The organism is Pseudarthrobacter sp. NIBRBAC000502772, from assembly GCF_006517235.1.
GTDB lineage: Bacteria > Actinomycetota > Actinomycetes > Actinomycetales > Micrococcaceae > Arthrobacter.
Genome location: NZ_CP041188.1, coordinates 254,184 through 278,423 on the forward strand (window position 1 = coordinate 254,184; position 24,240 = coordinate 278,423).

Annotated in this window: 21 protein-coding genes and 1 rRNA gene; 4 read left to right on the forward strand and 18 right to left on the reverse strand. The window is 64.6% G+C overall.

Annotated elements, in window-relative coordinates:
• Positions 1-456: 456 nt before the first annotated feature.
• From NIBR502772_RS01200 to NIBR502772_RS01225, 6 genes are all read right to left on the reverse strand, one after another.
• A 16S ribosomal RNA gene (locus NIBR502772_RS01200) occupies positions 457-1,980 on the reverse strand.
• 691 nt (positions 1,981-2,671) lie between these two features.
• The gene (rpsN, locus tag NIBR502772_RS01205) at positions 2,672-2,977 is read right to left on the reverse strand and encodes a 30S ribosomal protein S14 (protein WP_026266887.1); all 306 of its coding nucleotides are present in this window, start codon (positions 2,975-2,977) and stop codon (positions 2,672-2,674) included.
• A 4-nt stretch (positions 2,978-2,981) separates the two neighbouring features.
• On the reverse strand, positions 2,982-3,149 hold the full coding sequence (gene rpmG / locus NIBR502772_RS01210; protein ID WP_013602737.1) for a 50S ribosomal protein L33: 168 nt from the start codon (positions 3,147-3,149) through the stop codon (positions 2,982-2,984).
• The gene (gene rpmB / locus NIBR502772_RS01215; protein ID WP_056342125.1) at positions 3,149-3,385 is read right to left on the reverse strand and encodes a 50S ribosomal protein L28; all 237 of its coding nucleotides are present in this window, start codon (positions 3,383-3,385) and stop codon (positions 3,149-3,151) included. Before rpmB ends, rpmG begins: the two co-directional genes overlap by 1 nt.
• Before the next feature lie 264 nt (positions 3,386-3,649).
• Positions 3,650-4,411 (reverse strand): SGNH/GDSL hydrolase family protein, encoded by a 762-nt coding sequence (locus NIBR502772_RS01220; protein ID WP_141138734.1) that lies wholly within the window; start codon positions 4,409-4,411, stop codon positions 3,650-3,652.
• A gap of 75 nt (positions 4,412-4,486) precedes the next feature.
• The gene (locus NIBR502772_RS01225; protein ID WP_056342119.1) at positions 4,487-4,978 is read right to left on the reverse strand and encodes a MarR family winged helix-turn-helix transcriptional regulator; all 492 of its coding nucleotides are present in this window, start codon (positions 4,976-4,978) and stop codon (positions 4,487-4,489) included.
• An 82-nt stretch (positions 4,979-5,060) separates the two neighbouring features.
• On the opposite strand from NIBR502772_RS01225, the gene NIBR502772_RS01230 reads away from it, so the two are divergent.
• Complete coding sequence (locus NIBR502772_RS01230) at positions 5,061-5,348, forward strand: YciI family protein (RefSeq protein ID WP_104063680.1); 288 nt, start codon at positions 5,061-5,063, stop codon at positions 5,346-5,348.
• Between the two features lie 67 nt (positions 5,349-5,415).
• On the opposite strand, the gene NIBR502772_RS01235 is transcribed toward NIBR502772_RS01230, so the two are convergent.
• The 5 genes from NIBR502772_RS01235 to NIBR502772_RS01255 all read right to left on the reverse strand — a co-directional run bounded on the left by NIBR502772_RS01235 (position 5,416) and on the right by NIBR502772_RS01255 (position 10,423).
• Positions 5,416-6,537, reverse strand: a complete 1,122-nt coding sequence (locus tag NIBR502772_RS01235) for an ABC transporter ATP-binding protein (protein ID WP_141138735.1) — start codon at positions 6,535-6,537, stop codon at positions 5,416-5,418.
• Between the two features lie 9 nt (positions 6,538-6,546).
• Positions 6,547-7,374 carry an ABC transporter permease gene (locus tag NIBR502772_RS01240; RefSeq protein WP_056342111.1) on the reverse strand — a complete coding sequence of 276 codons (828 nt, stop codon included), beginning with the start codon at positions 7,372-7,374 and terminating at the stop codon, positions 6,547-6,549.
• Positions 7,361-8,245: an ABC transporter permease gene (locus tag NIBR502772_RS01245; RefSeq protein WP_141138736.1), complete on the reverse strand. Its 885-nt coding sequence runs from the start codon at positions 8,243-8,245 to the stop codon at positions 7,361-7,363. Before NIBR502772_RS01245 ends, NIBR502772_RS01240 begins: the two co-directional genes overlap by 14 nt.
• Before the next feature lies 1 nt (position 8,246).
• Positions 8,247-9,338: an extracellular solute-binding protein gene (locus NIBR502772_RS01250; protein WP_141138737.1), complete on the reverse strand. Its 1,092-nt coding sequence runs from the start codon at positions 9,336-9,338 to the stop codon at positions 8,247-8,249.
• Positions 9,339-9,559: 221 nt separating this feature from the next.
• The gene (locus tag NIBR502772_RS01255) at positions 9,560-10,423 is read right to left on the reverse strand and encodes an SGNH/GDSL hydrolase family protein (RefSeq protein WP_141138738.1); all 864 of its coding nucleotides are present in this window, start codon (positions 10,421-10,423) and stop codon (positions 9,560-9,562) included.
• Positions 10,424-10,827: 404 nt separating this feature from the next.
• Between NIBR502772_RS01255 and NIBR502772_RS01260 the strand changes: the two genes are divergently transcribed.
• Entirely contained in the window at positions 10,828-11,763 is a 936-nt protein-coding gene (locus NIBR502772_RS01260; protein WP_210412365.1) for a glycoside hydrolase family 16 protein, read from the forward strand.
• Between the two features lie 135 nt (positions 11,764-11,898).
• On the opposite strand, the gene NIBR502772_RS01265 is transcribed toward NIBR502772_RS01260, so the two are convergent.
• The 5 genes from NIBR502772_RS01265 to NIBR502772_RS01285 form a co-directional block, all read right to left on the reverse strand.
• On the reverse strand, positions 11,899-12,939 hold the full coding sequence (locus NIBR502772_RS01265) for a siderophore-interacting protein (protein ID WP_141138739.1): 1,041 nt from the start codon (positions 12,937-12,939) through the stop codon (positions 11,899-11,901).
• Positions 12,936-13,751 carry an ABC transporter ATP-binding protein gene (locus tag NIBR502772_RS01270; RefSeq protein WP_141138740.1) on the reverse strand — a complete coding sequence of 272 codons (816 nt, stop codon included), beginning with the start codon at positions 13,749-13,751 and terminating at the stop codon, positions 12,936-12,938. Before NIBR502772_RS01270 ends, NIBR502772_RS01265 begins: the two co-directional genes overlap by 4 nt.
• A gap of 1 nt (position 13,752) precedes the next feature.
• Positions 13,753-14,736 (reverse strand): iron chelate uptake ABC transporter family permease subunit, encoded by a 984-nt coding sequence (locus NIBR502772_RS01275; protein ID WP_141141881.1) that lies wholly within the window; start codon positions 14,734-14,736, stop codon positions 13,753-13,755.
• A 122-nt stretch (positions 14,737-14,858) separates the two neighbouring features.
• On the reverse strand, positions 14,859-15,980 hold the full coding sequence (locus NIBR502772_RS01280) for an iron ABC transporter permease (protein WP_141138741.1): 1,122 nt from the start codon (positions 15,978-15,980) through the stop codon (positions 14,859-14,861).
• A 10-nt stretch (positions 15,981-15,990) separates the two neighbouring features.
• Positions 15,991-17,082, reverse strand: coding sequence for an iron-siderophore ABC transporter substrate-binding protein (locus NIBR502772_RS01285; protein ID WP_141138742.1), 1,092 nt, complete (start codon positions 17,080-17,082; stop codon positions 15,991-15,993).
• Between the two features lie 211 nt (positions 17,083-17,293).
• Here NIBR502772_RS01285 and NIBR502772_RS01290 point away from each other — a divergent pair, with 211 nt between their 5' ends.
• Together NIBR502772_RS01290 and NIBR502772_RS01295 are read left to right on the forward strand one after the other, a co-directional pair.
• Positions 17,294-19,279: an MFS transporter gene (locus NIBR502772_RS01290; protein ID WP_141138743.1), complete on the forward strand. Its 1,986-nt coding sequence runs from the start codon at positions 17,294-17,296 to the stop codon at positions 19,277-19,279.
• Positions 19,276-19,827 carry a TetR/AcrR family transcriptional regulator gene (locus NIBR502772_RS01295; protein ID WP_141138744.1) on the forward strand — a complete coding sequence of 184 codons (552 nt, stop codon included), beginning with the start codon at positions 19,276-19,278 and terminating at the stop codon, positions 19,825-19,827. The genes NIBR502772_RS01290 and NIBR502772_RS01295 overlap by 4 nt, the downstream gene beginning before the upstream one ends.
• 79 nt (positions 19,828-19,906) lie before the next feature.
• Here NIBR502772_RS01295 and NIBR502772_RS01300 read toward each other — a convergent pair whose 3' ends face one another.
• Entirely contained in the window at positions 19,907-23,386 is a 3,480-nt protein-coding gene (locus NIBR502772_RS01300; protein WP_141138745.1) for an ATP-binding protein, read from the reverse strand.
• Positions 23,383-24,240, reverse strand: a complete 858-nt coding sequence (locus NIBR502772_RS01305; RefSeq protein ID WP_141138746.1) for a DUF4194 domain-containing protein — start codon at positions 24,238-24,240, stop codon at positions 23,383-23,385. The genes NIBR502772_RS01300 and NIBR502772_RS01305 overlap by 4 nt, the downstream gene beginning before the upstream one ends.

A 24,240-nucleotide genomic window follows, 5' to 3' on the forward strand; every position in this document is an offset into this window, starting at 1 on the left:
TCGAGAGAACCATGAAAACCACCCACACCCAAAAGAGTGCAGACAGATCCAGGTTCATAATTCTTGGAAATTGCTTCTTATAAAAGATGCTCGCGTCCACTATGTAGTTCTCAAACAACAACCCCAAACCACACACCCCACACACAAAAAAGTGCGCGCTCGATGCAGCCAGGAAACCAGAAACAAACAAGTACCGGGAAAACCCGGCCCTGTTGCCTCAGGACCCAACAGTGTGCCAAACACTAAACCACCCACCCCCAACCCACACCGATCCAGGAGAAGCTTCCGAGGAAACCATCCGTACTGGGCGAGGAAAGAAACAAGCGGCCGCTATTCATTGATATTCCACCCTTGAGCACCCGCCGCAGAACAATCGTCTGCGCAACGGGCATATACTCCTGACAACCCCACCACACGGACATTGCATCCGGCAGGGTGGTTGTAGGTGCTCCTTAGAAAGGAGGTGATCCAGCCGCACCTTCCGGTACGGCTACCTTGTTACGACTTAGTCCCAATCGCCAGTCCCACCTTCGACAGCTCCCTCCCACAAGGGGTTAGGCCACCGGCTTCGGGTGTTACCAACTTTCGTGACTTGACGGGCGGTGTGTACAAGGCCCGGGAACGTATTCACCGCAGCGTTGCTGATCTGCGATTACTAGCGACTCCGACTTCATGGGGTCGAGTTGCAGACCCCAATCCGAACTGAGACCGGCTTTTTGGGATTAGCTCCACCTCACAGTATCGCAACCCTTTGTACCGGCCATTGTAGCATGCGTGAAGCCCAAGACATAAGGGGCATGATGATTTGACGTCGTCCCCACCTTCCTCCGAGTTGACCCCGGCAGTCTCCTATGAGTCCCCGCCATAACGCGCTGGCAACATAGAACGAGGGTTGCGCTCGTTGCGGGACTTAACCCAACATCTCACGACACGAGCTGACGACAACCATGCACCACCTGTAAACCGACCGCAAGCGGGGCACCTGTTTCCAGGCATTTCCGGTTCATGTCAAGCCTTGGTAAGGTTCTTCGCGTTGCATCGAATTAATCCGCATGCTCCGCCGCTTGTGCGGGCCCCCGTCAATTCCTTTGAGTTTTAGCCTTGCGGCCGTACTCCCCAGGCGGGGCACTTAATGCGTTAGCTACGGCGCGGAAAACGTGGAATGTCCCCCACACCTAGTGCCCAACGTTTACGGCATGGACTACCAGGGTATCTAATCCTGTTCGCTCCCCATGCTTTCGCTCCTCAGCGTCAGTTAATGCCCAGAGACCTGCCTTCGCCATCGGTGTTCCTCCTGATATCTGCGCATTTCACCGCTACACCAGGAATTCCAGTCTCCCCTACATCACTCTAGTCTGCCCGTACCCACCGCAGATCCGGAGTTGAGCCCCGGACTTTCACGGCAGACGCGACAAACCGCCTACGAGCTCTTTACGCCCAATAATTCCGGATAACGCTTGCGCCCTACGTATTACCGCGGCTGCTGGCACGTAGTTAGCCGGCGCTTCTTCTGCAGGTACCGTCACTTTCGCTTCTTCCCTACTGAAAGAGGTTTACAACCCGAAGGCCGTCATCCCTCACGCGGCGTCGCTGCATCAGGCTTTCGCCCATTGTGCAATATTCCCCACTGCTGCCTCCCGTAGGAGTCTGGGCCGTGTCTCAGTCCCAGTGTGGCCGGTCACCCTCTCAGGCCGGCTACCCGTCGTCGCCTTGGTGAGCCATTACCTCACCAACAAGCTGATAGGCCGCGAGTCCATCCAAAACCACAATAAAGCTTTCCACCCCCCACCATGCGATGAGGAGTCATATCCGGTATTAGACCCAGTTTCCCAGGCTTATCCCAGAGTTAAGGGCAGGTTACTCACGTGTTACTCACCCGTTCGCCACTAATCCCCCAGCAAGCTGGGATCATCGTTCGACTTGCATGTGTTAAGCACGCCGCCAGCGTTCATCCTGAGCCAGGATCAAACTCTCCGTTGAAGTAAAACAGACACAACCACCAACCCCGGAAATAACAGGATAAAATGGCTGCACAAAATTTGAAACCAGCTGTAAAAACCAGACCACACCACGGGGTGGCATAATCCAGTCAATTCAACCAATTCAATACAATAAATTGGTATCAACAAACTTGGCACACTATTGAGTTCTCAAACAACAGACACACCCGGCACCACCACAACCATTTCAATGGCCGTGGATCGCTCCGGAGCAACTTTTCAAACTTACCCGGTTTCCCGCCCCGATGCAAATCCATATTCCAGGACCCGCACCAGCAGAAAACACATCCCCACCAAACAAAGGCGCTCAAAAGAACAACCAACATTTGGTCTTGAATTAGGGGGTTTGGCCGCCCGCGGTAACCAGCTCTTCGCTGTTCCCCTCGCGGCGACTTAGAAAACAATACACCCACCCAACCCCCACCGCAAATCCACCCCCACAACGGGCCCTAACCCCGCCATTCCGGGCCCAAAGCCGATATCGGCACCCAAATTCGGGCGCCGCCGTCGTAAGTGAGTTCTGTGTGCTGCGGCACAACGGCCGACGCCTCTCACGGATCTCGACACGCTCGATCACCGGAGGCCCGATCGCCGGAGGCCTTAAACGCAGAAGGGCCGGCAACCAAACGGTTGCCGGCCCTTCTCAAGCAGCTGGAATCAGCGGTGCTGGATTACCAGGAAGACTTGGTGATGCCCGGGAGCTCACCGCGGTGAGCCATGTCGCGGAAGCGAACACGGGAGATACCGAACTTCTGGAAGGTACCGCGGGGACGGCCGTCGATGATGTCGCGGTTACGCAGACGGACGGGCGACGCGTTGCGGGGAAGCTTCTGCAGGCCGAGGCGTGCTGCTTCGCGAACTTCGTCGGTCGAGTTGGGGTCAACCAGAGCCTTCTTCAGTTCGAGGCGCTTTGCAGCGTAACGCTCAACGATGACTTTACGCTGTTCGTTCTTTGCGATCATTGACTTCTTAGCCATGTGTTTAGCGCTCCTCTCGGAATTCGACGTGCTGACGGATCTTGGGATCGTACTTCTTCAGAACCATACGGTCCGGGTCGTTACGACGGTTCTTCCGCGTCACGTAAGTGTAACCCGTGCCCGCAGTCGACTTGAGCTTGATGATCGGACGTACGTCCTTGTCCTTAGCCATTAGAGCTTCACTCCCCGAGCAAGGATGGCGGCGACGACTACGTCGATGCCGCGCACGTCGATGGTCTTGATGCCCTTTGCAGAAAGCTGCAGAGTGACGTTACGGCGCAGGGACGGAACCCAGTAGCGCTTCTTCTGGATGTTCGGATCGAACCGACGCTTGTTGCGACGGTGCGAGTGCGAAATGCTGTGCCCAAAGCCCGGCTCGGCTCCGGTCACTTGGCAGTGTGCTGCCATGACTTCTCCTCAAGAATTGAATGTAATGATCCGCATATCTGCTGCAGGATCATGCGGCTAAGTGCGACCCAAAGTGATCAGGGTGAACGGTTAGTCACGCAACTTGAGCCCCTAACTACCGGCTACCCTGGAGAAAATTACCGGGCCACCGGAGCAATTGCGCACGCTCCGCGCACTTAGCGCTCACCAAGTCTACGAGTTCGCGCAATTAAAGACCAATCCGGGCTCGGACTGTGGATAAGACGGTGTATAAGGGGGGCTGCCTCAGAGGCGGGTGAGCTGGGCGTACTTGGGCTCCAGTCCGTCACCCGAGGACTTGCCGGTGACGCGGCGGACCACCCACGGGCCGGCGAATTCGCGGACCCAGCGGGCGTTGGCGCGGATGGCTTCGGCCCGGTTCAGTTCCGGCACCGGGGTCATGGGCGGGACTTCAATCGAGTGGTCGTGCTCCAGGACGGTAAGGACCCGCTTGGCCATGTTGGCGTGCCCGGCGGCAGACATGTGCATCCGGTCCTGGGCCCACATGCCCCAGTCGTAGTACTCGTTGAAGCGCCAGTAATCCACCAGCAACGCCCCATGGTCCCCGGCAATGCCGCGGACCAGCTCGTTATAGATGGCGGTGCGGCCGCGCATGGTGCTAAAAACCTTGGAGCCGCGCGCGTCGAAGCCGGTGAACATCACCACGGTGGCGCCGGTCGCCGCCAGCTTGCGGATGCCGGCGTCGTATTCCGCCAGCAGATCGTCGATGTCGATCTTGGGCCGCAGAATGTCGTTGGCGCCTGCGTAAATAGTCACCAAAGTGGGGTTAAGGTCGACGGCGGCGTCCACCTGTTCTGCCATGATCTGGCGGAGCTTCCTGCCGCGGATGGCCAGGTTGGCGTAGCCGAAGCCGGGATCCGCCGCGCCCAGTTGCTCCGCCACACGGTCCGCCCAGCCGCGGACACCGTTGGGACGGCCGGGATCGTCATCCCCGACGCCCTCCGTGAAGGAGTCGCCGAGCGCTACATACCGTGCGGAAAAGTCCATGGCGTCAGTCTTTCACCTGTTGCCGGGAGCAACCAAGACGGAGCCCGTCCGGAGGGTGTCCGTCAGAGCTGCGGCCTACGGCCGGCTTTCGGTCTCGCGCAGGATCCAGTGGTCATCGTCCAGCCGGGCCACGATCTTTTCGCCGATGCGGGCGAGGTCATTGACGTCGCGTTCCGTCAGGGCGTCCAGGAACTTGGTACGCACTGCCTCCACGTGCCCCGGTGCGAGCGCCTCCAAAGTGGCCATCCCGACGTCGGACAGGTGTGCGGTGGTGACCCGGGCATCGCGGGGGTGCGGACGCCGCTCCAGCCATCCGCGCTTCTCCAGTTTGGCAACCACGTGCGAGAGCCGGGACAGCGAGGAACTGGTGCGGGCCGCCAGCTGGCTCATCGGCAGGAAACGGCCTTCGGCCTCGGACAGCATGGCCATGACGTTGTAATCAAACAGGGACACCTTGCCGGCGGTGTGGAGCTGGTTGTCCAGGGCAGCAGGCAGCAGCGTGTTGATGCTCAGGAGTGCCAGCCAGGCACGTCGTTCGTCGGCATTGAGCCAGCGCGGTTCGGTCATGCGTCCATTCTAGAAGCAGAGCGTGGTTGAGCGTTCAAGTGACGCACCAGTTCCCCTGGACCCATCCGAGTAGGCTGGCCCTATGTTTGTTGTATCGCTGACCTACAAGGTGCCCGAAGACATTGTGGACTATCACCGCCCCGCGCATATGGCCTGGGTTAAGCAGGCGTTCGACGACGGCGTGTTCCTGGCGTCCGGACGCCAGGTTCCCGCGGTGGGCGGTGTGCTGTTGTCCAAGGCCGACCGAACCACACTGGATGCTGCATTGGCCAAGGACCCCTTCTACAGCAACGGTGTGGCCGAGTTCGAGGTCATCGAATTCACTGCCACGACCGTGGCGGAGGGCTACGAAAACCTGCTTGACACCTAGACCCCTGGCCCTGCGGCGGCAGGCTCCGGGGAACTGCCCGGCATCCCCGGCAGCTCCCCGGGCGGACCTACTGCTCCAGAACCAGCAGCTGGGCCTTGTCCGGCTCCCAGGTCACGAACAGCTCCGCGCCTGGCGCGGGCCGACCCGTCGCATCTGAACTGAGTTCGCGCACCTGCAGCTCGTGGCCGCCGGCCGTGAGGCGGTGGCGCACGGTGGCGCCCAGGTTGGTCGAGGAAACCAGCGCCGCCCTGCCGCAGTTATCCGTGCCTGCTTCGGAGCTGAACTTGAGGTGTTCGGGACGGATGGACACGGCGTAGTTCTCGCCGGTGACGCCGCGGTCGCGAACCCTGCCCAGGCCCAGACCGCCGAGGTCAACCAGCGCCTCGCCGTCCTTGCGTTCCAGGACGGTGCACGGGATGAGGTTGGTGTCGCCCAGGAAGCTGGCCACCCAGTCCGTGAGCGGGTGGTTGTAGACCTCTTCGGGCGGGCCCGACTGGACGATCCTGCCGTCCTTCATCACCACGATCCGGTCGGACATGGCCATCGCCTCGTCCTGGTCGTGCGTGACGAAAAGGACGGAGATGCCCAGGCTCTTCTGCAGCGTCTTGATCTCTTCCTGCATGTGTTCGCGGAGCCGCTTGTCGAGGGCGGCCATGGGCTCGTCCAGGAGCAGCGCGGCCGGGTTGAACACCAGCGCGCGGGCCAGGGCGACGCGCTGCTGCTGTCCGCCGGAGAGCTGACGGGGCTTGCGGTCGCCCATCTTGCCCAGGCCCACTCGTTCCAGCGCGCTATCGGCGCGTTGACGCCGTTCGGTCTTGGGCACCTTGCGCATCCGGAGCGCGAACTCCACGTTTTCGCGGGCGCTCATGTGCGGGAAGAGGGCGTAGTTCTGGAACACGACGCCCAGGTTCCGGTCCCGGGGCGGGAGCGAATCCACGGGCTTGCCGTCGATCAGGACGCTCCCGGACGTGTGCTCCTCGAAGCCGGCCACCATCATCATGGTGGTGGTCTTGCCGGATCCGCTCGGTCCCAGCAGGGTGACGAATTCGCCGGGTTCCACCACCAGGTCCAGCTCGTCGACGGCTACGACGTCGCCGTACGTCTTGCGGACCTGCCGGAGTTCAATGGAACCCTGCGCGGACGCCGTCGTCCGGGTGCTTGCTGCTGCGGAAATCACTGAAGTAGTCATGGGCCTTCCTTAGTTTGGTGCGGACACGGCCAGCGGCAGCATCCTGGCGGTGGAACGCCGTTTGAGAACGAACATGACCTGGAACAACAGCCCCAGGGTGGCCACAGTGACCAACAGGGCCGAGGACACCGCGATCTTGGGGGTCAGGTTGAACTGGATGTCGGTGAACATCTTCACGGGCAGGGTGGTGGCGCTGGGCGACTGCATGAACAGCGACATCACGGTCTCGTCGATGGAGACCGAGAAGGCGAACAGCGCCCCGGAAACCAGCCCGGGCAGGATGACCGGCAGGTAGACGTGCCGGAACACGGACAGCCATCCGGCGCCCAGGCTCTGCGCCGAATTGACCAGCGCCGGGTTCAGTCCGGCAAGGCTGGCACGCGTGGTCAAGTACACGTAAGGGGTGGCGATGACGGCATGCGCCAGGCCGATGGGGAGGATGCTGCCCAGCACACCGAGCGAGATGAAGAACTGGTAGAACGCCAGCGCCAGCACCACGGTGGGGACGATCATCGGCGCCAGGATCAGCCCGACGACAGCCTGCTGGCCCGGGAACTTGCGTCCGTGCAGGCCGATCGCCGCGGTCGCGCCGAGAATCACACCGATCACGACGGCGATCGCTGCAGATTGGAGGCTGGCTGTCAGGGCCGAGGTCCATGCCTTGTCAGCGAAAAAGCCGGCGACGGCGGCGAATGAGATTCCTTCGGGCGGGAACGTGATGTAGCGGCTGTCATTAAGGGCAACAGGCACCACGATCGCCGTCGGGACCACCAGGAACAGGAACACCGGGATGGAAAGCAGCGTCAGCAGCCGCTGCCGGGGATTAGTTGTCTGCATGTTGGCCTCCCGCCCTGAGCACTCGCTGGTAGATGGCAACGAGGATGCTGACCAGCACTGTCAGAATCACGGCCAGGGCCGCGGCCCCGGAGAAGTCGGTGAGCTGGCGCGCGTAGTAGTCGATCTGGTTGGCGATCATCATGTCGCCGGGTCCGCCCATGACCACCGGGGTGATGAAGAAGCCGGTGCTGATGATGAACACGAGCAAACCTGCCGCGGAGATGCCCGGCATGCTGAGCGGCAGGGTGATCCGGCGGAAGATTGAGGCTTCCTTGGCCCCGAGCGAACGCGCCGCCAGGGCAAGCCGGTCATCGATCGAGGTCAGCGAGGAGAAAATCGGGAACACCGCATACGGGAGCAGGCAGTGAACCATGCCGATGATCACGGCCAGCCGGTTGTGCAGCAGCTCAATGGGAGCATCGGTGAGGCCCGCCGCCTGGAGGAAGGAGTTCACGATGCCGTTGTCCTGCAGGAGCACGGCCCACGCGAAGTTCTTCACCAGGATGCCGGTCCAGAAGGGCAGCAGCACCACGGCGAACAGGATCACGCGGGTCACCGTGCCGGAGCGCCACAGCACCAGGGCAATGACGTAGCCCAGGACCACGGTGACGACGGTGGATGCCAGGCTGATGCTCAGGGTGTTGATCAGGGAACGGACTACCAGCGGGTCTTCGAGGACGCGCTGGTAGGCGTTGCCGGTGAAGCTCGAGCCCACCAGTTTGCCCAGCGGGCTGAGGAACAGTACGACGTCGAAGGCCAGGATCGGGGCCAGCAGCAGCCACCAGGTGGTGCGCCGCCGTCGGGGTTTCTCCGGCTCCGGTGCCGGGGCACGTCCCTCCGGACGCGCGCGTTGCAAGGTTGCGTTGCTCATGTCAGCTGGCCTGCCACAGCTTGAACTGCTGCTCGGTCTTCTTCAGGTTCTCCGACCACCATTTGTCGTCACGGACCAGGATCTTGTCGGCCAGGCGCGGGCTGGTGGGCAGGGTGTCTGCGACCTCCTTGGGCAGCTTGGACAGCGCCGCGGTGTTGGCCAGGGTCAGGTTGGTGACCGTGTCGAAGGCAGCGCCGGCCTCGGCGTCGTTGGACATGAAGTTCATCAGTTTGAAGGCGGCTTCCTTGTTCTTGGCCCCCTTCGGCACCACGAAGTAGTCGCCGGCCAGGACTGCGTTTTCCGCGCTGAAGTTCAGCTTGGCGCCGTCATTGCGGGCCGCGTTGATGCGGTTGTTGAAGCTCGTGGACAGCGAGACCTCGCCCGAGGTGAGCTGCTGGATGGGCTCCTGGTTGGCCGCGTGGTAAAGCAGGCGGTCCTTGCCGGGGTGGTGGCCCAGCACGCGCAGGGCCCGGTCGACGTCGAGCGGGTAGATCCGGTCGAACGGCACGCCGTCGGCCAGTAGTGCGGCCTCAAGCACGGAGCTGTCCGAGAGCTGGTTGTAGACCGAGCGCTTGGTATCGTACTTGCCCTGGTCGAAAAACTGCGCCCAGTCCTTGGGGGCCTGCGCATCGGGGATGGCCTTCTGGTCCCAGGCCATCACGAACAGGAAGCTCAGGTACTTGATGCCGTACTCCGCCTTGGCGTAGCCGGGCAGGCCCTTGTCGCTGATGATGTCGTAGTCGAACGGCTCCAGGAGGCCTTCTGCCACGGCCGTTTCGTACTCCGGGGCGGTGATTTCCACGAGGTCCCACTGCACGTCCCCGGACTGCACCTGGGCCTTGAGCGCGGCCAGGCTGGTGTTGGCCAGCAGCGTGGTTTGGATCCCCGACTGCTTGGAGAAGGGGTCCAGAATCGTCTGGGTCAGCTGGTCATTGTAGGAGCCGCCGTAGGAGGTGACCGTGACTGTCTTGTTGGCTGCCGCGCTATCGGCGGGCTTTGCCCCGCAGCCGGACAGTGCCAGGCCTGCAAATGGGGTCAACGCTGCTGCTTTCAGGAGTTTCCTGCGGTCAAAATGAAGGGAACTGTCAGTCATCGCGGTGGTGCCTCTCAAGGCTGGGGCCCTCCCGGCGCACGCCAAAGGGCGCCGTGTGCCGAAGGGGCAGGTTGGGGATTCCGCGTTCACGCTGGCATCCCGACGGCGGCGGTTCACGCCCCGAACGGCCCACACAGCGCTGAGCGGACTAGAGCTGACGCGTTGAGTCGTCGTCAGTGCCGCAACAGTATCTGTGATGTTGCACACAAGTCAACAGCTGTTTACAAACCACTTGCTTTCGGACTGTTCTTGAGCACCGCGTCCCGGTCCATCAGCTTCTTCAGCCCGCGCTTCCGCGGCACCCTGACGGGTTCCGGCCAGCGCGGCGCCAGTGCATCCCCGAGGGTGACGCCCCTGATTTTGCGGCCAAAAAGCGGCAGCACCCAGTCGTTAACCCAACGCCGCTGCCGCTGTTCCCACTCCCGGAGGCTGAGCCGCTCCGGTGGGTCCCAGTCCTTGAGCCGGATTTTGTGGGGCACCCCGAGCTGGTCCAGCACCTGTCCGGCCAGGTACTTGTGGCCCGCTTTGGACATGTGGAGGCGGTCCGAGTCCCACATCCGCCGGTCATGGAAGGCATCCAGGCACCAGTAATCCACCAGGACCGTCCCGTATTTCACAGAGATCTCGCGGACGCGCTGGTTGTAGACCGTGTTCCGCTTCTTCAGCAGCTCCAGAACGGCCGAGACTTTGACGTCGAAGCCGGTGAAAAGGACCACCGTGGCCCCGGTCCCGGCCAGTCGCGCCACGAGGTCCTCGTACTCGTCCATCAGGGCAGCCATGTCCGTGCCGATGTCCAGGATGTCGTTTCCGCCGGCGTACAGCGTGATCAGCGTGGGCTTCATGGCCAGCGCCGGTTCCAGCTGCTCGATGATGACGTGACGCAGGCGCTTGCTCCTGATGGCAAGGTTGGCATATTCCCACCCCGGCTCAGCCTTGGCCAGTTTCTCCGCCACCCGGTCAGCCCACCCCCGGACGCCGTTGGGCAGCCGCTCATCCCGGTCCCCAACACCTTCTGTAAACGAGTCCCCCAAAGCAACAAACACCCGCCGGCCCTCACGGTCCGAGAGTAAAGGATTAGAACCCATCCACTGAAAGTAACCGGCCAAAGAAACGCCAAGGTAAACGGACAGCAACAGGACGTGCAGAAAGGTTGCGACCCAGGGGCAGAGTGCGGGGGCGCGATTGCAGCGCCGCGTGCTAGGCGTGTCCATCAAGCCGCCGCCTCTGATCATCGGCAGTTGCTCAGCCTTTGTCACATTTTTGCGACCTATGGTCACGATCAGGTAACGTTGGCGGCTGGCCCCAATGCAGGGCCCCGGGCGCCCGATCACTGGACCCCCGATGCGCCCCTTCGGCGCCTGCTAGCTCCGGCCCTGCCAAGGGGCCCAAGGATGCTTTCCGCACTCGTCATCGTCTCAAGTGCATCAGTAGTTTCTTCCAGTCCTAGCCCGGAGGTATCTTGTTCAAGAAAATAGCCATCATAACGACCATGGGTGCTTTGTCCCTGACAGGTTGCAGCCTAGCCCCTACGACCAATGGAGCGTCTGCCCCATCCTCGGCTGGCCGCGCGTCCGCACCTGCCACTCCAGCCCCAACTGCCGCAGCCACGGCGTCTTCAGCCGCAGCGTCTCCGGCGCCCACAGCTTCGAGCAGCGGCCAGACCCCCGCTTCGGCGGAGGCAGCCCCGGCGGCAGCCGTCACTCCGGCGCCTGCGCTGGCCGCGGCCCCGGCCCCGGCCCAGCCGGGGCCCGCAGCCGGCCAGGCTCTCGCCACGACGGGTGACGGTGCGCAGGCAGCTACCGCCTTCGGTTGGGGCCCGGTCCTGACGGGCGACGAATTCTCCAACACCGGCGCACCGGACCGGACAAAATGGAGTGTCTATAACAGTGCAGGGCATGCCGGCAAAGGCCTGCGCAGTCCCCAGGCTTGGTCGGTTGCCAACGGCGTGGCCACCGTCAGCGGAGACGCAGCCGGCACCACTGGCGGCATGTCGGCAAAGTTCGCGGAACAAAGGTATGGCCGCTGGGAAACGCGCATGAAAACCAATTCACGGGACCCGAAATACCACCCGGTCCTGATCCTTAACAACAACGCTGCCCCGAACTGTGCCGAGATCGATTATGCCGAGGGCAGCTCAGTCACCTCCGTAATGAGGTTCTTCCTGCACTACGCCTGTGGTGGAGCGGATTTCCAGACCACAGCGGCGACGCCCGTCGATGGCACACAGTGGCACAACTACGCGGTGGAGTGGACCCCGGCCGGCATCAGCGGATACGTCGACGGAGTAAAGACCTTCACTGACACGAACCCGGCGCACCAGCCCTCTGTCGCCATGAAGCAGACATTGCAGCTGGATTGGTTCCCGGACGGCTCCGCCACCAAGCCGTCGCAGATGCAGGTCGACTGGGTCCGCGTCTACAAGTAAGAAAAACCCACCAGGCCTGGCGAGTTCCAGCGGTCGTTGCGACACCCTGACTTTCGGGAGTGGCAACGACCGTGGTTCGTTAAGGTGATGATTCATCAAGATCCCGGTGGCAGGGGAAGGCCCAGAAGCGCTCGGCTAGACCTCGGCCTTACCCTGGCGCCAGTACCCCATGAAGGCAACCTGCTTCCGGTCGATCCCCACGTCCCGCACCAGGTACCGCCGCATGTCCTTGATGACGGCAGCCTCACCGGCGATCCAGGCGTAGAAAGGCATGGCGCCGGCAGGCATGGCGGGGTTCTTGGTGGCCTCGATTTCGGCTGTCTCCATCCGCGCGGGGGTCTCCCAGAGGATGTCCACGTCCACATTGACGTCTTCGGGCTCCGGGCCCGCGCCGGCGTCGGACGCTTTGATGCCCACCCAGCCGGGAACGGGAACTGCAGTGCGCACTGCATGCTGCAGCAGCTCGCCGTGCGGGCGTGAGCGGCCAATGGCGGCGCCGCGGGCAAGCCAGGTGATGTCGATGTCGGCGTCCGTCTTGAGATCGAGGAAGTCGCCGGCTTCCGGTACTTCCAGGAGGGCGTGGCCGGTCATGTAGGACGGCAGGCTTTCGAGGATGGCGGAGATAGCGGGGATGGCGGTTTCATCGCCGGCGAGCAGGACACGCTGGGCCATTCCGGGCCGCCACTCGATGCCACCGTAAACCTCGGCGGTGTAGCACTGGGCGGCTCGGCTGTTGGGGCCGATGATAGTGATGGCGTCGCCCGGCTGGGCGTTCTGGGCCCAGTTCGCGGCGGGACCGCCGTGGCCGTCGGCGTCGAAGTGCATCACAAAGTCGACGTCAATTTCCGGATAAACGGCATCAAGCCGGGACTGGCGGACCGTGTACGTGCGCATGGAGCCGCGTACGGCGGGGTCCATGGCCAGCCATTCCCGGTACCAGCCCGCCTGCTCCATTTCGAAGACCGGCAGGGGCAGTTGCGTGCCGTCGGACGCCAGGGAAGGGATCATCAGTTTGATCCGCAGGTCGAGCGTATCTCCGTTAACGCCGAAGTCACGCAGCGAGTAGCCGCCGAAGGTGATCCGGCGGAAGTTGGGGCTCAGCTCCTGCACCGAGGAAACGGTCACCTCGAAAGCCAAGGTCATGGGCTCGGTGGCGGCGATGTCGCGGGTCTTCATGAAACGAGCTCCAGTTCGGTTGCGGCGGTGTGGTGGCGGCCGATGGGGATGATCAGGGGTGTGCCCGAGACGGGATCGGGAATCACTCGGGACTCAAGGCCGAAAACGTCGCGGACCAGCTTTTCGGTGACAACAGTTATGGGGTCACCCAGGGCCACGATCTCGCCGCCCTTCATGGCGATGACATGGTCCGCGTAGCGTGCCGCGAGGTTCAGGTCGTGCAGGACGATGGCCACGGTAGTGCCGCGCTTGCGGTTCAGGTCCATGACCAGGTCCAGGACTTCCACCTGGTGCGCCAGATCCAGGTAGGTGGTGGGTTCGTCCAGCAGGAGCACGTCGGTTTCCTGGGCCAGTGCCATGGCGATCCAGACGCGCTGGCGCTGGCCGCCAGACAGTTCATCGACGTTCCGCTCAGCGAGTTCCAGCGTTTCCGTGGCTTCCAGCGCACGCTGCACCGCGGCGTCGTCACCCGTGCTCCAGCTGCGGAAGAAGCCCTGGTGCGGATACCGCCCACGGCCCACGAGGTCGCGGACAGCGATGCCGTCCGGCGCGGTGGGGTGCTGCGGGAGGAGCCCCAGGGTGCGCGCCAGTTCACGGGCCGGCCGGGCGTGGATGTCCTTGCCGTCCAGGGTCACCGTCCCGGAGGCGGGTTTGAGGAGCCGGGACAGGCCGCGGAGCAGCGTGGATTTACCGCAGGCGTTGGCGCCCACAATCATGGTCACCTTGCCCTCGGGGATTTCCGCCGTGAGGCCGTCCACCACGCAGCGCTGGTCGTATTTGAGGGTGAGGTCCTGGGCGCTGAGAACGGGCATGTCAGGCATCCTTTCGGTTGGCCGTGACCAGAAGCCACAGCAGGAACGGGGCACCGAGCGCGCCGGTGATAACACCGACGGGCAGCACGGTGCCGTCCAGCAGCAAGGGGGCGAGGTTGGCCGCGACGTAATCGGCCGTGAGGACAATCAGCGCACCCACCAGGGCCGACGCCGGGAGGCTGGCTTTGCGGGTCAAGCGCCGCGCGATGGGACCGGCCAGGAAGGCGACGAACGAGACCGGCCCGGCGGCCGCCGTCGCCACTGCGGCGAGTGCGACGGCGGTGACCACCACGGCGAGGCGGGTGAACCCGACGCGGATGCCCAGCCCGGCCGCGGCGTCGTCGCCGAGTTCCAGGATGCGCAGCGGCCCGGCAAGGGCCATGACGGCGGGGACCAGGACCAGCAGCGCCAAGGAGAGCATGCCCGCCCGGTCCCAGTTGGCGGAGTTGAGGGAGCCGTTGAGCCAGATAAGTGCGTCGGCTGCCGTGCGGATGTCCGCACGGGTCATCATGAAGTTGACCACCGCGTGCAGTGCCGCGGCGATGCCCACGCCGGCCAGAATCAGCCGGTTGCCCGCGGCGTTCCCCCGGGTGCCGCCGCCGGAGCCCAGTGACGGTCCGCGGGAGATGGCATAGATCAGCGCTGCGATGCCCAGCGCGCCGCCAAGTGCCGCCCCGGACACGGCGGGACCGGTGGCGCCGAAGATCACGATGGCGGTGACCGCGGCCGCGCTGGCTCCGTAGCTGATGCCGATCACGTCCGGGCTGGCCAGCGGGTTGCGGAGCATGGTCTGGAACAGGCCGCCGGAGAGGCCGAACGCGGCGCCGATCATCACGCCGATGACGGCCCGGGGCAGCTTGTTCTCCATAACAATGAAACTTGCGCCCGGGATTCTCTCGCCGCCGGTCAGGTGTCCGATGAGGATCTTGAAAAAGTCCGGGACGGTCACGGTGTAGCTGCCCAGCAGCACATAGGTGGCGAACATAACCACGACGCCGAGGGCGAGGAAGGCGGTCCGCCAGTGTTGCGCTATCAGTTTTGGTCGCTTAGACCCTGTTTTGGCAACCGGAAGTGATAGGTCAACGGGGGGTTTGGTTTCGACGAGGTTCACAATCCGGCTCCCTTGCCACGGCGGATGAGCCAGACGAAGACGGGCGCACCCACGAGTGCGGTCATGATGCCGGCCGGGACCTCGCCGGGAAGCAGCACAACGCGGCCGATAATGTCCGCGCCAAGCAAAAGTGCCGGCGCGAGGACCAGGGAGAACGGCAGGATCCAGCGGTAGTCGGGGCCGGTGAGTGAGCGGACCGCGTGCGGAATGACCAGGCCAACAAAGCCGATGGGCCCTGCCAATGCAGTCGCGGAGCCGCACAGCAGCACGATGCCCAAAGCTGTCACTGCACGCGTCAGGCCCACACGCTGGCCGAGGCCGCGGGCGATGTCATCGCCGAGCGCCAGGCTGTTGAGGATGCGGCCGGTGCCAAGAATAATGAGCGCACCTACGGCCAGGAACGGCAGGCCGGGGAGCACCACGGCCCAGTCGCGGCCGGAGATTCCGCCCACCTGCCAGAAACGGAAGCGGTCCAGGGTGTCCTGGCTGGAGACGAGGATGACGCTCATCAGGGAATAGAGCCCGGCGCTGAGCGCGGCGCCGGCGAGGGCGAGCTTGACCGGCGTCGCACCGTCCCTGCCCATCGAAGCGATGAGGTAAACCACGACGGCGGCAGCTCCGGCGCCGATGAATGCGAACCAGATGTAGCCGCTCAGGGAGGTGACGCCGAAAAGGTAGATGCCAGTGACCACGGCCAGCGCGGCGCCGGCGTTAACACCCATGATGCCCGGATCTGCCAGCGGGTTGCGGGCAACGCCCTGCATGGCGGCGCCGGCCAGGCCCAAGGCACCGCCCACGAGGATTCCCAGGACGGTGCGCGGGATGCGCGCGTGGACCACGGCGTGGTCGCCGTTGGCGGGATCAAACTGCGTGAGGGCCTGCCACACGGTGGCCAGGGAAAGGCCGCGGGCGCCGATGGCCAGGGAAGCGGCGGCTAACAAGGAAAGTACGACGACGGCAGCCAGCAGCCAGGCGGCCTGCCTGGTTCTGGCCTTCCCGCCGGCGATAGCCCATCGACCGGCGCGAACGGACACTTGGGGCCCTCGTTGCGACCCGACCGGGGCCCCAACTGTCCGTTCGCGCTGTCCGGCGGGTGCCGTAGTCGTACTTTCCGTCATGGAGCGGTGCTTACTTCACTGCATCCGCGGCGGTGGCGAGCTGCGGGAGGAAGGTGTCCAGCGCCCACGGCAGGCTCAGCGGCGAGGAGGCCGAGATTGCCAGGACCAGGCTCTTGTCCGCGTCGGCAACGAACGCACCGTCCTTGATGGCCGGAATCTGGCCCAGCAGGGGGTCGCTCTTGACGGCCTCGGCGGTGGCGGCATCCTCAACCGAGCTCAGGAAGATATCGGCGTCAAGTTCGTTGGCCTTCTCGGCGGCCCACGTCACGAAGAAGTCCTTGGAGCCGGCTGAAGCCTTCTCGGCGACCGGGGCCAGCTTCATCCCGATGGCTGAGAGGAACTTCGGACGGTTGTCATTGGCGGTGTAGAAGCCCGTGGCAGTGAGGTCTGCGGGATCGGTGTAACCGTAGACGAAGCTCTTGCCGGCGATCTGCGGGTACTTGGCAGCTTCCGTCTTGACGGTGGCCTCGGTGTCGGCGATGAGCTTGGTAGCTTCAGCCTCCTTGCCCAGGGCCTTGCCGATGATGGAGGTTGAATCCTGCCATGAGGTTCCGTAGGCAACCTCGGGGTGCGCCACCACGGGGGCGATCTCGCTGAGCTTCTTGTAGTCCTCGTCGGTCAGGCCGGAGTAGGCGGCCAGGATGACGTCCGGGGTGAGCTTGGCGATCTCGGTGAAGTTGATGCCGTCGGCCTCGGAGAACTGGACCGGAGCCTTGTCGGAACCGAAGCTCGCGCCGAGTTCCTTCAGCGCCGCGTCCTTCCACGGCGTGGAGCCCTGCTCGTTGCCGCCCCATTCGTTCTTGGGGACGCCCACCGGGACCACGCCGAGGGCAAGGGCAACGTCGTCGTTGACCCAGGAAACGGTGACTACGCGCTTGGGCTGTTCCTTGACGGTGGTTTCACCGAAGGCGTGCTTGATGGTGACAGGGAACTGCGAGCTGCTGGAGCTGGAGCTGCTGGCGTCCGAGGTGGAGGACGCGGGGCCGGTGGAGCAGGCGGACAGTGTGAGTGCCGCGGCGGCCAGAACGGCCGTTGCCTTGCCGGCTGACTTGAACAGCGTGCGGCGGGTGGCTCTCGGGCCGGAGAAGAGGGGGGAAGTCACGGAGCTCCTTAGGTGAATGATGCGAACCTAAGTAAGGGTAGCCTAGCCTGCTCGTAATTAGAAAAGCTTTGTATTGCGTAATTGATCATGTGACGCAATATATAGCGCCAGGTCATTGCCGGCACGGGGTGAACGATGGTTCACTCTTAAGGGGTAAACACGCGTTCACCGTGCCGCGTGACCCATCCCAATCCACACTTGAAAGCACCTGATGCCGCGTTCCAAAGCCCTGAACACCAACCGAGGCCCGTCCCCGTCCGCCATCACCGCCGTACTTGCCCTCAGCGGCACGGTGGTGGCCCTCATGCAAACACTCGTTGTGCCGCTCCTTCCGGATTTCCCCCGGATCCTGGGTATCACCGCCGACGACGCCTCCTGGCTGGTGACCGCCACCCTGCTCGCGAGCGCCGTGGCAACACCCATCGTGTCCCGCAGCGCGGACATGTACGGCAAGCGCAAGATGATGGTGGTTTGCCTGGCAATCATGGTGGCCGGTTCGGTCATTGCCGCGGTTGGCGGATCCTTCCTGTGGCTGGTCATCGGCAGGACGCTCCAGGGCTTCGCATCTGCCCTGATTCCGGTGGGCATCAGCATCATGCGCGATGAGCTGCCCAAGGAGAAGATGGGCTCCGCCGTTGCCTTGATGAGTGCCACCCTGGGAATCGGCAGCGCCATGGGCCTGCCCCTGGCCGGGGTGCTGTACGAGAGCCTGGGGTGGGCCTCGATCTTCTGGGTGTCCGCTGCGGCCGGCGCACTGCTGCTTATTGCCGTGGCCCTGGTGGTCCCGGAATCCAAGGTCCGCACACCCGGGCGCTTCGATTACGCGGGGGCGCTGGTGCTCTCCGCAGCCCTGGCTGCCCTGCTGCTGGCGATCTCCAAGGGTGGCGCGTGGGGCTGGGGCTCGGAGCCGGTGCTGCTGCTGTTCCTCACGGCCGCAATACTCCTGGCTGCTTGGGTCCCGTACGAGCTGAAAGTCAGCCAGCCGATGGTTGACCTGCGGACATCGGGCCGCAGGCCGGTGCTCATGACCAACGTGGCCTCGCTGCTCATCGGCTTCGCCATGTTCGCCAACATGCTCCTCACCACCCAGCAGCTCCAGCTGCCTACCGCCACGGGCTACGGTTTCGGGCTGAACGTCATCACCGCAGGGCTGTGTATGGTCCCCTCCGGGCTCGCGATGGTGATTTTCGCGCCTGTTTCCGGACGTATCATCCGCGTCTTCGGCGGCAAGTCTGCGCTGATCGCCGGCGCCGTCGTGATGACTGTGGGCTACGTGAGCCGCGTCTTCTTCTACGACTCCATCGCATGGGTGATCATCGGTTCAACCGTTGTCAGCGTGGGCACCGCAATCGCCTACGCGGCCATGCCCACACTGATCATGGGCGTGGTGCCGATCACCGAGACAGCCTCGGCCAACGGGCTGAACAGCCTGGTCCGGTCCATCGGCACCTCGACGTCGAGCGCCGCGGTTGCCGCGGTCCTGACCTCGGTCAGCATGACGGTGGGGGCCGTGCAGCTTCCGTCCTTCGATGCCTTCAAGGACGTGTTCTGGCTGGCCGCGCTGGCAGCGGCCGCATCGGTGGCGGCCACGGTCATCATCCCGAAGGCCACGGCAGCCCGCCGGCCATCCGCAGCTGACACCGCCGCCTCCGTCAATACGGCCGAAATCGTGGTGCAGGGCCGCGTCCTTGCACCGGACAACCGCCCAGTCACTCCCGCAGTCGTGACCGTACTTCAGACCGCCGGCGAGCCGGTGGACTGGAGCCGGGTGGATACGGAAGGCAACTATTCGGTGGCCCTCCCCGGCGCCGGGAAGTACCTCATGGTGACCAATGCGGCAGGCTGGGCGCCGATGGCCGAGGTCTTCGACTTCGACGGCCGCACCCGGCACCAGAACTTCCTGCTTCGGGACCGGCTGGAGATCAGCGGACTGGTCACGGCCGGAAGCGCGGCTGTGGCCGGCGCCGTGGTGACGCTCCTTGAGGCAAGCGGGGGTTACGTGCACACCACCCTTTCGGACGACGACGGCGCGTATGCGTTTCCGCTGCCCCTCGCCGGCCGCTACATCGTGACCATGGTTGATCCGGCGACGCACCAGGCCATGGCGCGGAAGCTCGCGGTGGACAACCGCTCCGTCACCGTTGATCTCGCCGCGCCGCGTGTGGAGGAAAAGTCCATGGCGCCGGTGGGCGCATGAGCAGCCGCAGCCACGACGCGATCTTCAGCGCCGCCGGACGGCTTTTCGGGGAACGCGGCTACCGCGCCGTCACGGTGCGGGACATAGCCGCCGACGCGGGCGTTTCGGCGGCCCTGGTCATGAAACTCTTCGTCTCCAAGGAAAAGCTCTATGCCGCCGTCCGGCCCGACGAATCGCAGCTCGCCGAACTTGAGGTCCCGACGTCGGAACTCGGCAGGGCCCTCGTCTTCCGTGTGTTGATGCGCCGGGAACGCGGAACGCAGGAGCCGTGGGCCATCATCCCGTTCGCCGTGCTGGACTCCCCCGACCCCGAGGCAGCCCGGACGGATGTCCGCGAAAGGTACCTCGCCGCCATCGCGAGCCTGATCGGGGACACAACACCGGAGCGGCGGTTCGCCTCCACCGTGGTGGCCCTGATGACCGGATTCGGCGAGTCCGTCCGCACCCTGGGCCTCTTCGACGGCTGGAACTTTGACGAGCTGGTGGGACACTACGGCGCAATCGTCCAGGCCCAGATCGACGCGTGCACGGCTGCCCTCAATCAATAGCAACGCGGGGTCACATATGGCCCTTCCCGGCGGGAATTTTGGGCGTAATGTGACCCCGCGTTGGGGTATTGAAGACTGGTCAGCGGAGCACGATGTCCACGGGGTTCGCCTCGGACCGCCACTGGCCTTCCGCGCCGGGCCTGGGCCGGATCACCGGGGCGGTGAGCACGCCGGAGCGGTTGGTGCGCTTGTCCCGCAGGATCTCCGTCACCGAGCCCAGGTGCCGGGACAGGTCGATCACGTTCTCCGGAGCGGCCAGCAGCAGCTGGAAACCGAACTCGTGCAGCGCCTTGATCCCGGCGCCGGCAAACTCCTCCGACGCCAGCACAAACGCCTCGTCCATCATCACGGTGCCGTAAGTGGTGAACCCCTGCTCGGCGATGCCCAGCTGGTAGCTCAGCGCCGCGGCCATGATGAACGCGGTGAAGCGCTGCCGCTCGCCGCCGGACATGGAGCCGGTGTCGGCGTGCATGTAAACGTCGGTCCGCTTGCCGCCGCCCTTCCTGCCCGACGCCGGCCCTGTCACCTCACGGTGCTCCTTGCACTGGATAAACAGGTGCCCGCGGACATCCAGCACTTCGGCGCGCCAGCGCCGGTCCTCGGGGGTGGGCGAGCCGAGCCGCTTTACGAGCGTTTCGAGGGTCTTGTACCGGGCGGTGAGCTCGGCGTCGTCGCCTCCCCCGCTTTCCGGGCCGGAACCCGGGCCGGATCCGGCGCGGGCGGGTCGCGTGTGCCGGGCCTTCAGCGCGTTCTGGATGGCGTCCTTGAACTGCTTGGCCGTGGCCGGCAGGGTCTGCTTGATGTCCAGTTCCAGGAAGCTGCCTTCGTGGAAGTTGACCTCCGACAGGATGCCGTTGAGCGGCAGGATGCGGCTGGTGATGGACCGCCGCTCCTCGTCCAGCAGGTGTAGCAGCGTGCTGAAGGATTCGTGCGTGCGCTGGTTGAAGAACTGCCGGAACTCGGACTCCTGGGCGGGCAGGCCGTCGCTGATGATGGCGTGGTAGCGGCCTTCGAACTCCCCGGCCGCACCGATGGAAGTGCCGTGGTCCGCGGAGATCGCGGAGCCCCACTCGCGCACAAAACCCTCGAAGATCCGGGTCAGCCGCTCGGAGGTTGCCTGACCCCGCGTCTCGGCGGCGTGCAGCTCCCCCAACAGCGCCGTCCGGACGCGGTTGGCCAGGTTGTCCAGCTCATGCATCTCGCTGACGTCGCCGAAGTCGGTGAAGTACGGTTCCAGCGCTGTCACTGTGGCGTCCGACGGCGGCGCTTGCTCCAGGCGGGCACGCGCGGCTTCCAGCAGCGAATCGGCGGCGCTCATTTGCCGGTCCAGTGCCTTGTATTCGCTTTGCAGGACTGCTGCGGCTTCGGTGCTGGCCTGGTGTTTCTGGCGGGCCGTCTCGATGTTGGCCCGCAGCGGTTCCAGGTCGGCCTGGGCCGCGAGGGCATCCTTGAGCCGCTGTTCAATCCGGGTAAGTTCATCGGCGGCGACGGCAGCGGACACCTGTTCCCAGGGCCGGTGGTCCTCTGCGATCCGGCGGAGGGCATCGAGCTGCCGGCTCATGCCCTGGTGCGACTCTTCACGGCTCTGCGCCAGCTCGGCGGCCTTGGCGAGTTCCTGCTGCAGGTCCTCCACCTGGGCGGCCACGAGTTCCAGCTTGGCGGCGTTGTCGAACCCGAGCACGTAGTCCTGGCGGCTCGTGAAACGGTCGTCCTTCTCTACCGTGTGCCGGTTGCGTTTGACCACACCGCCCAGGCTCAGGCCCTTGTCCAGTGTGGCCAGCTCGTTGGGGTCCTCGACGCACGGGTAGGCGAAATCGAGGGCGATCCGCTCCCGGATCCATTCCCCGGCGTCGGCCACCGCGCCGCTGGCGAGGATGTCCAGCTTGGTGAGCAGGTCGCCGTCGCGCGCGTCCTCCACAGCGAGGGCGCCGCCCGCGAGCGGCTTGGATACGTCCACCGCGCGCAGGGCGCCGCGTACTTTGTTGTCGTTCAGGTAGCGGGTCACCGCGGCGAAATGTTCGCCGGGGACCAGCAACGTGGTGGCGAGGTTCCGGAGGGCACGCTCCGCGGCCGGCCGCCAGCGTTCCTCCCCCTCGGCGAGGTCCATCAGCTCGCCGCCGAACGGCATCCGGTCCTCAGGAACGCCGGTGGCGGCGGCGATGGCCGCACGGTTTTCAATGCTCGACGGCGGCAGCAGGGACTTGCGCGTCTTCAGTGACAGCAGCTCCTGCTGGGCTGCCGCCAGCTCACGCTTCTTGGTGGCGTGGCCGTCGAAGGCTTCGAAGCGGAGCTCCTGCAGGGCCTGCGAGTCGTCTTTGAGCTCGGCCGACCTGGCGGCAGCCTGCTCGTGGGCCTGTTCCCAACCGTCAGCGGTCCACTCCAGCTGCAGGCCGGCGTCGGACAGGGCCTTGCGGGCCGCTTCCTCCACCTGCTCGCGCAGCCGCAGACCCACCTTGGCGTTGTCCAGCGATTGCTCGATCGCGGAGATAGCGTTGCCGCCCTGGTTGTTGTAATCGGTCTCCAGCTGGCGCAGATCCTTGGCCAGCCCGTCGCGGACCGAGCGTTCCGCGCCCAGCTCCTTGGCTTTCGCCTGGGCCAGCTCCTTGAACCGGGCCAGCGTTTTCTGGTGCACGGTGACGGCGAGCTGCTGCTTGTACGCTTCGAACTCCTCGCCGGACAGCTCACGGAGCCGGTTTGCGTCCAGGAGCGACTGCGCGTATTCCTTGTTCAGGCCGGGCACGGGGGCCAGCTGGTCCCGCTGCTGCCGCACGTCCTCCAGCCGCTGCCGGATGGACATGAGGTTGCTGAATTCCTCCACCACGTCATCGGCCGCGGCGAGGGTGGCAGGGGCGTCCAGGACCTGGTCGCGGAAGAACGTATTGACGCTGCCGCCCAGGCCCTTGCCGGCCTGGATCACGCGAAGCAGCGGCAGAGCCTGGTCCGAACTGATGCCGAGGAGGCGGCGGAAACGCTCCGCAAAGGCCTTGTGGACATCGAAGATCTGGGCGTCCGGGAAGATCGTCTCCAGCGCAGCCTTGGTGAAGCGCTTGTCCGCGATGTCCTCGATGGCCGGCAGGTCCAGCGGCTTGCTGTCGATCACGTAGAAACGCCCAACGCTGGACTCCGCGCCGTTTTTGGGCAGGTCGAACAGTGCGGACACCGTGATCCGGGTGCCCGCGGCGTTATCAAACGTCAGGGCGACGGCGGACCAGGTGGCACCGGGGCGCTGGAACGCACTGGCCGAGCCTTCGCCAACGGCCTTGTCGCCCACTTTGCCGCGCATGTAAGTAAACGTGGTCCTCTTGTCCTCCACAGCGCCGCCGGCACGCTGGGCCGCGGCCTCGTTGGAGCGCGGCCGGGCATCGAACACCCGCAGCATGGCATCAAACAGCGTGGACTTGCCCACACCCGAGTTGCCCGTCAGCAGGGTTCCTTTCCGGTCCACGTGCATCGTGTGCGCCCCATGGAACGTGCCCCAGTTGACCACCTGCACCAACGCCAGGCGCATCTGGCCCGGGTTCGTGAGATCGCCCATCGGCAGCATGGTTGCGATGCTCACTTGGCTTCCTCCGTTTCGGTGGCCGAGGCTACCGCGGCGTCGTCGTCCTCGTCATCCTCGGTTTCGACAGGCTCAACCACCGGGGTGTCGAGCTCTATCAGTGCTTCCGTGCCTGTGGGGTCTGTGGTGGCTGCTACCAGGGCTTCGATTTGGGCGGGGATGTCGCCGATGTTTTCGAAGGGGAGGGCCAGCGGGAGGGCGTTGGAGATGGTGTAGACGTCATCCAGGCCCGTGGTGAGGAGCAGCTGGCGGGCCAGGAGCTTGGTGATGGCCCGGGTGACCACGTCCGAATCCCGCAGCGCGTCCTGCTGGCCGGCGGGCTGGTAGTGGGCCACGAGGTCGGCGATTTCCTCCCGGGTGATGGTGGCATCGGTCTGGGCCGTGACGTGGCGGTCCAAGAGCATCCGCAGGCGGAGCAGCACGATGGTCTCCACCCGGCTCAGCGCACGCTGTTGGCGCAGGATGCTCGACCGGCTGCTGCCCCCGATGGCCTCCGGATCCACCGGGCGCAGGACGGCGATCTTGCGCTCGTGGTCCAGCTGCAGGGTCAGGAACAGCTCGGACAGGCGGCTGCGCAGGATGATCTGGTTGTCCAGCAGCGTAGTCCACAGCTTCTCGTCGCGGCCGCCGTCAACGTACGGGCCTTTGAGCAGCTTGACCAGCGCCTGGCGCACCTTCATCGAGAGGACGCCGGTGTCGCCGGGAAACAGCGCCGCGCCGTCCACAAACGTGTCCCGGGGCGTGACTCCGGCGACCCTGGTGATTGAGCCTGCCGAAATCCCTTGGATCTCGGGCTCGACCGCCGGTGCGGCCTCCTCAACGGGGGGTGCCGCCGTCGTAATTTCTTCAGTCAT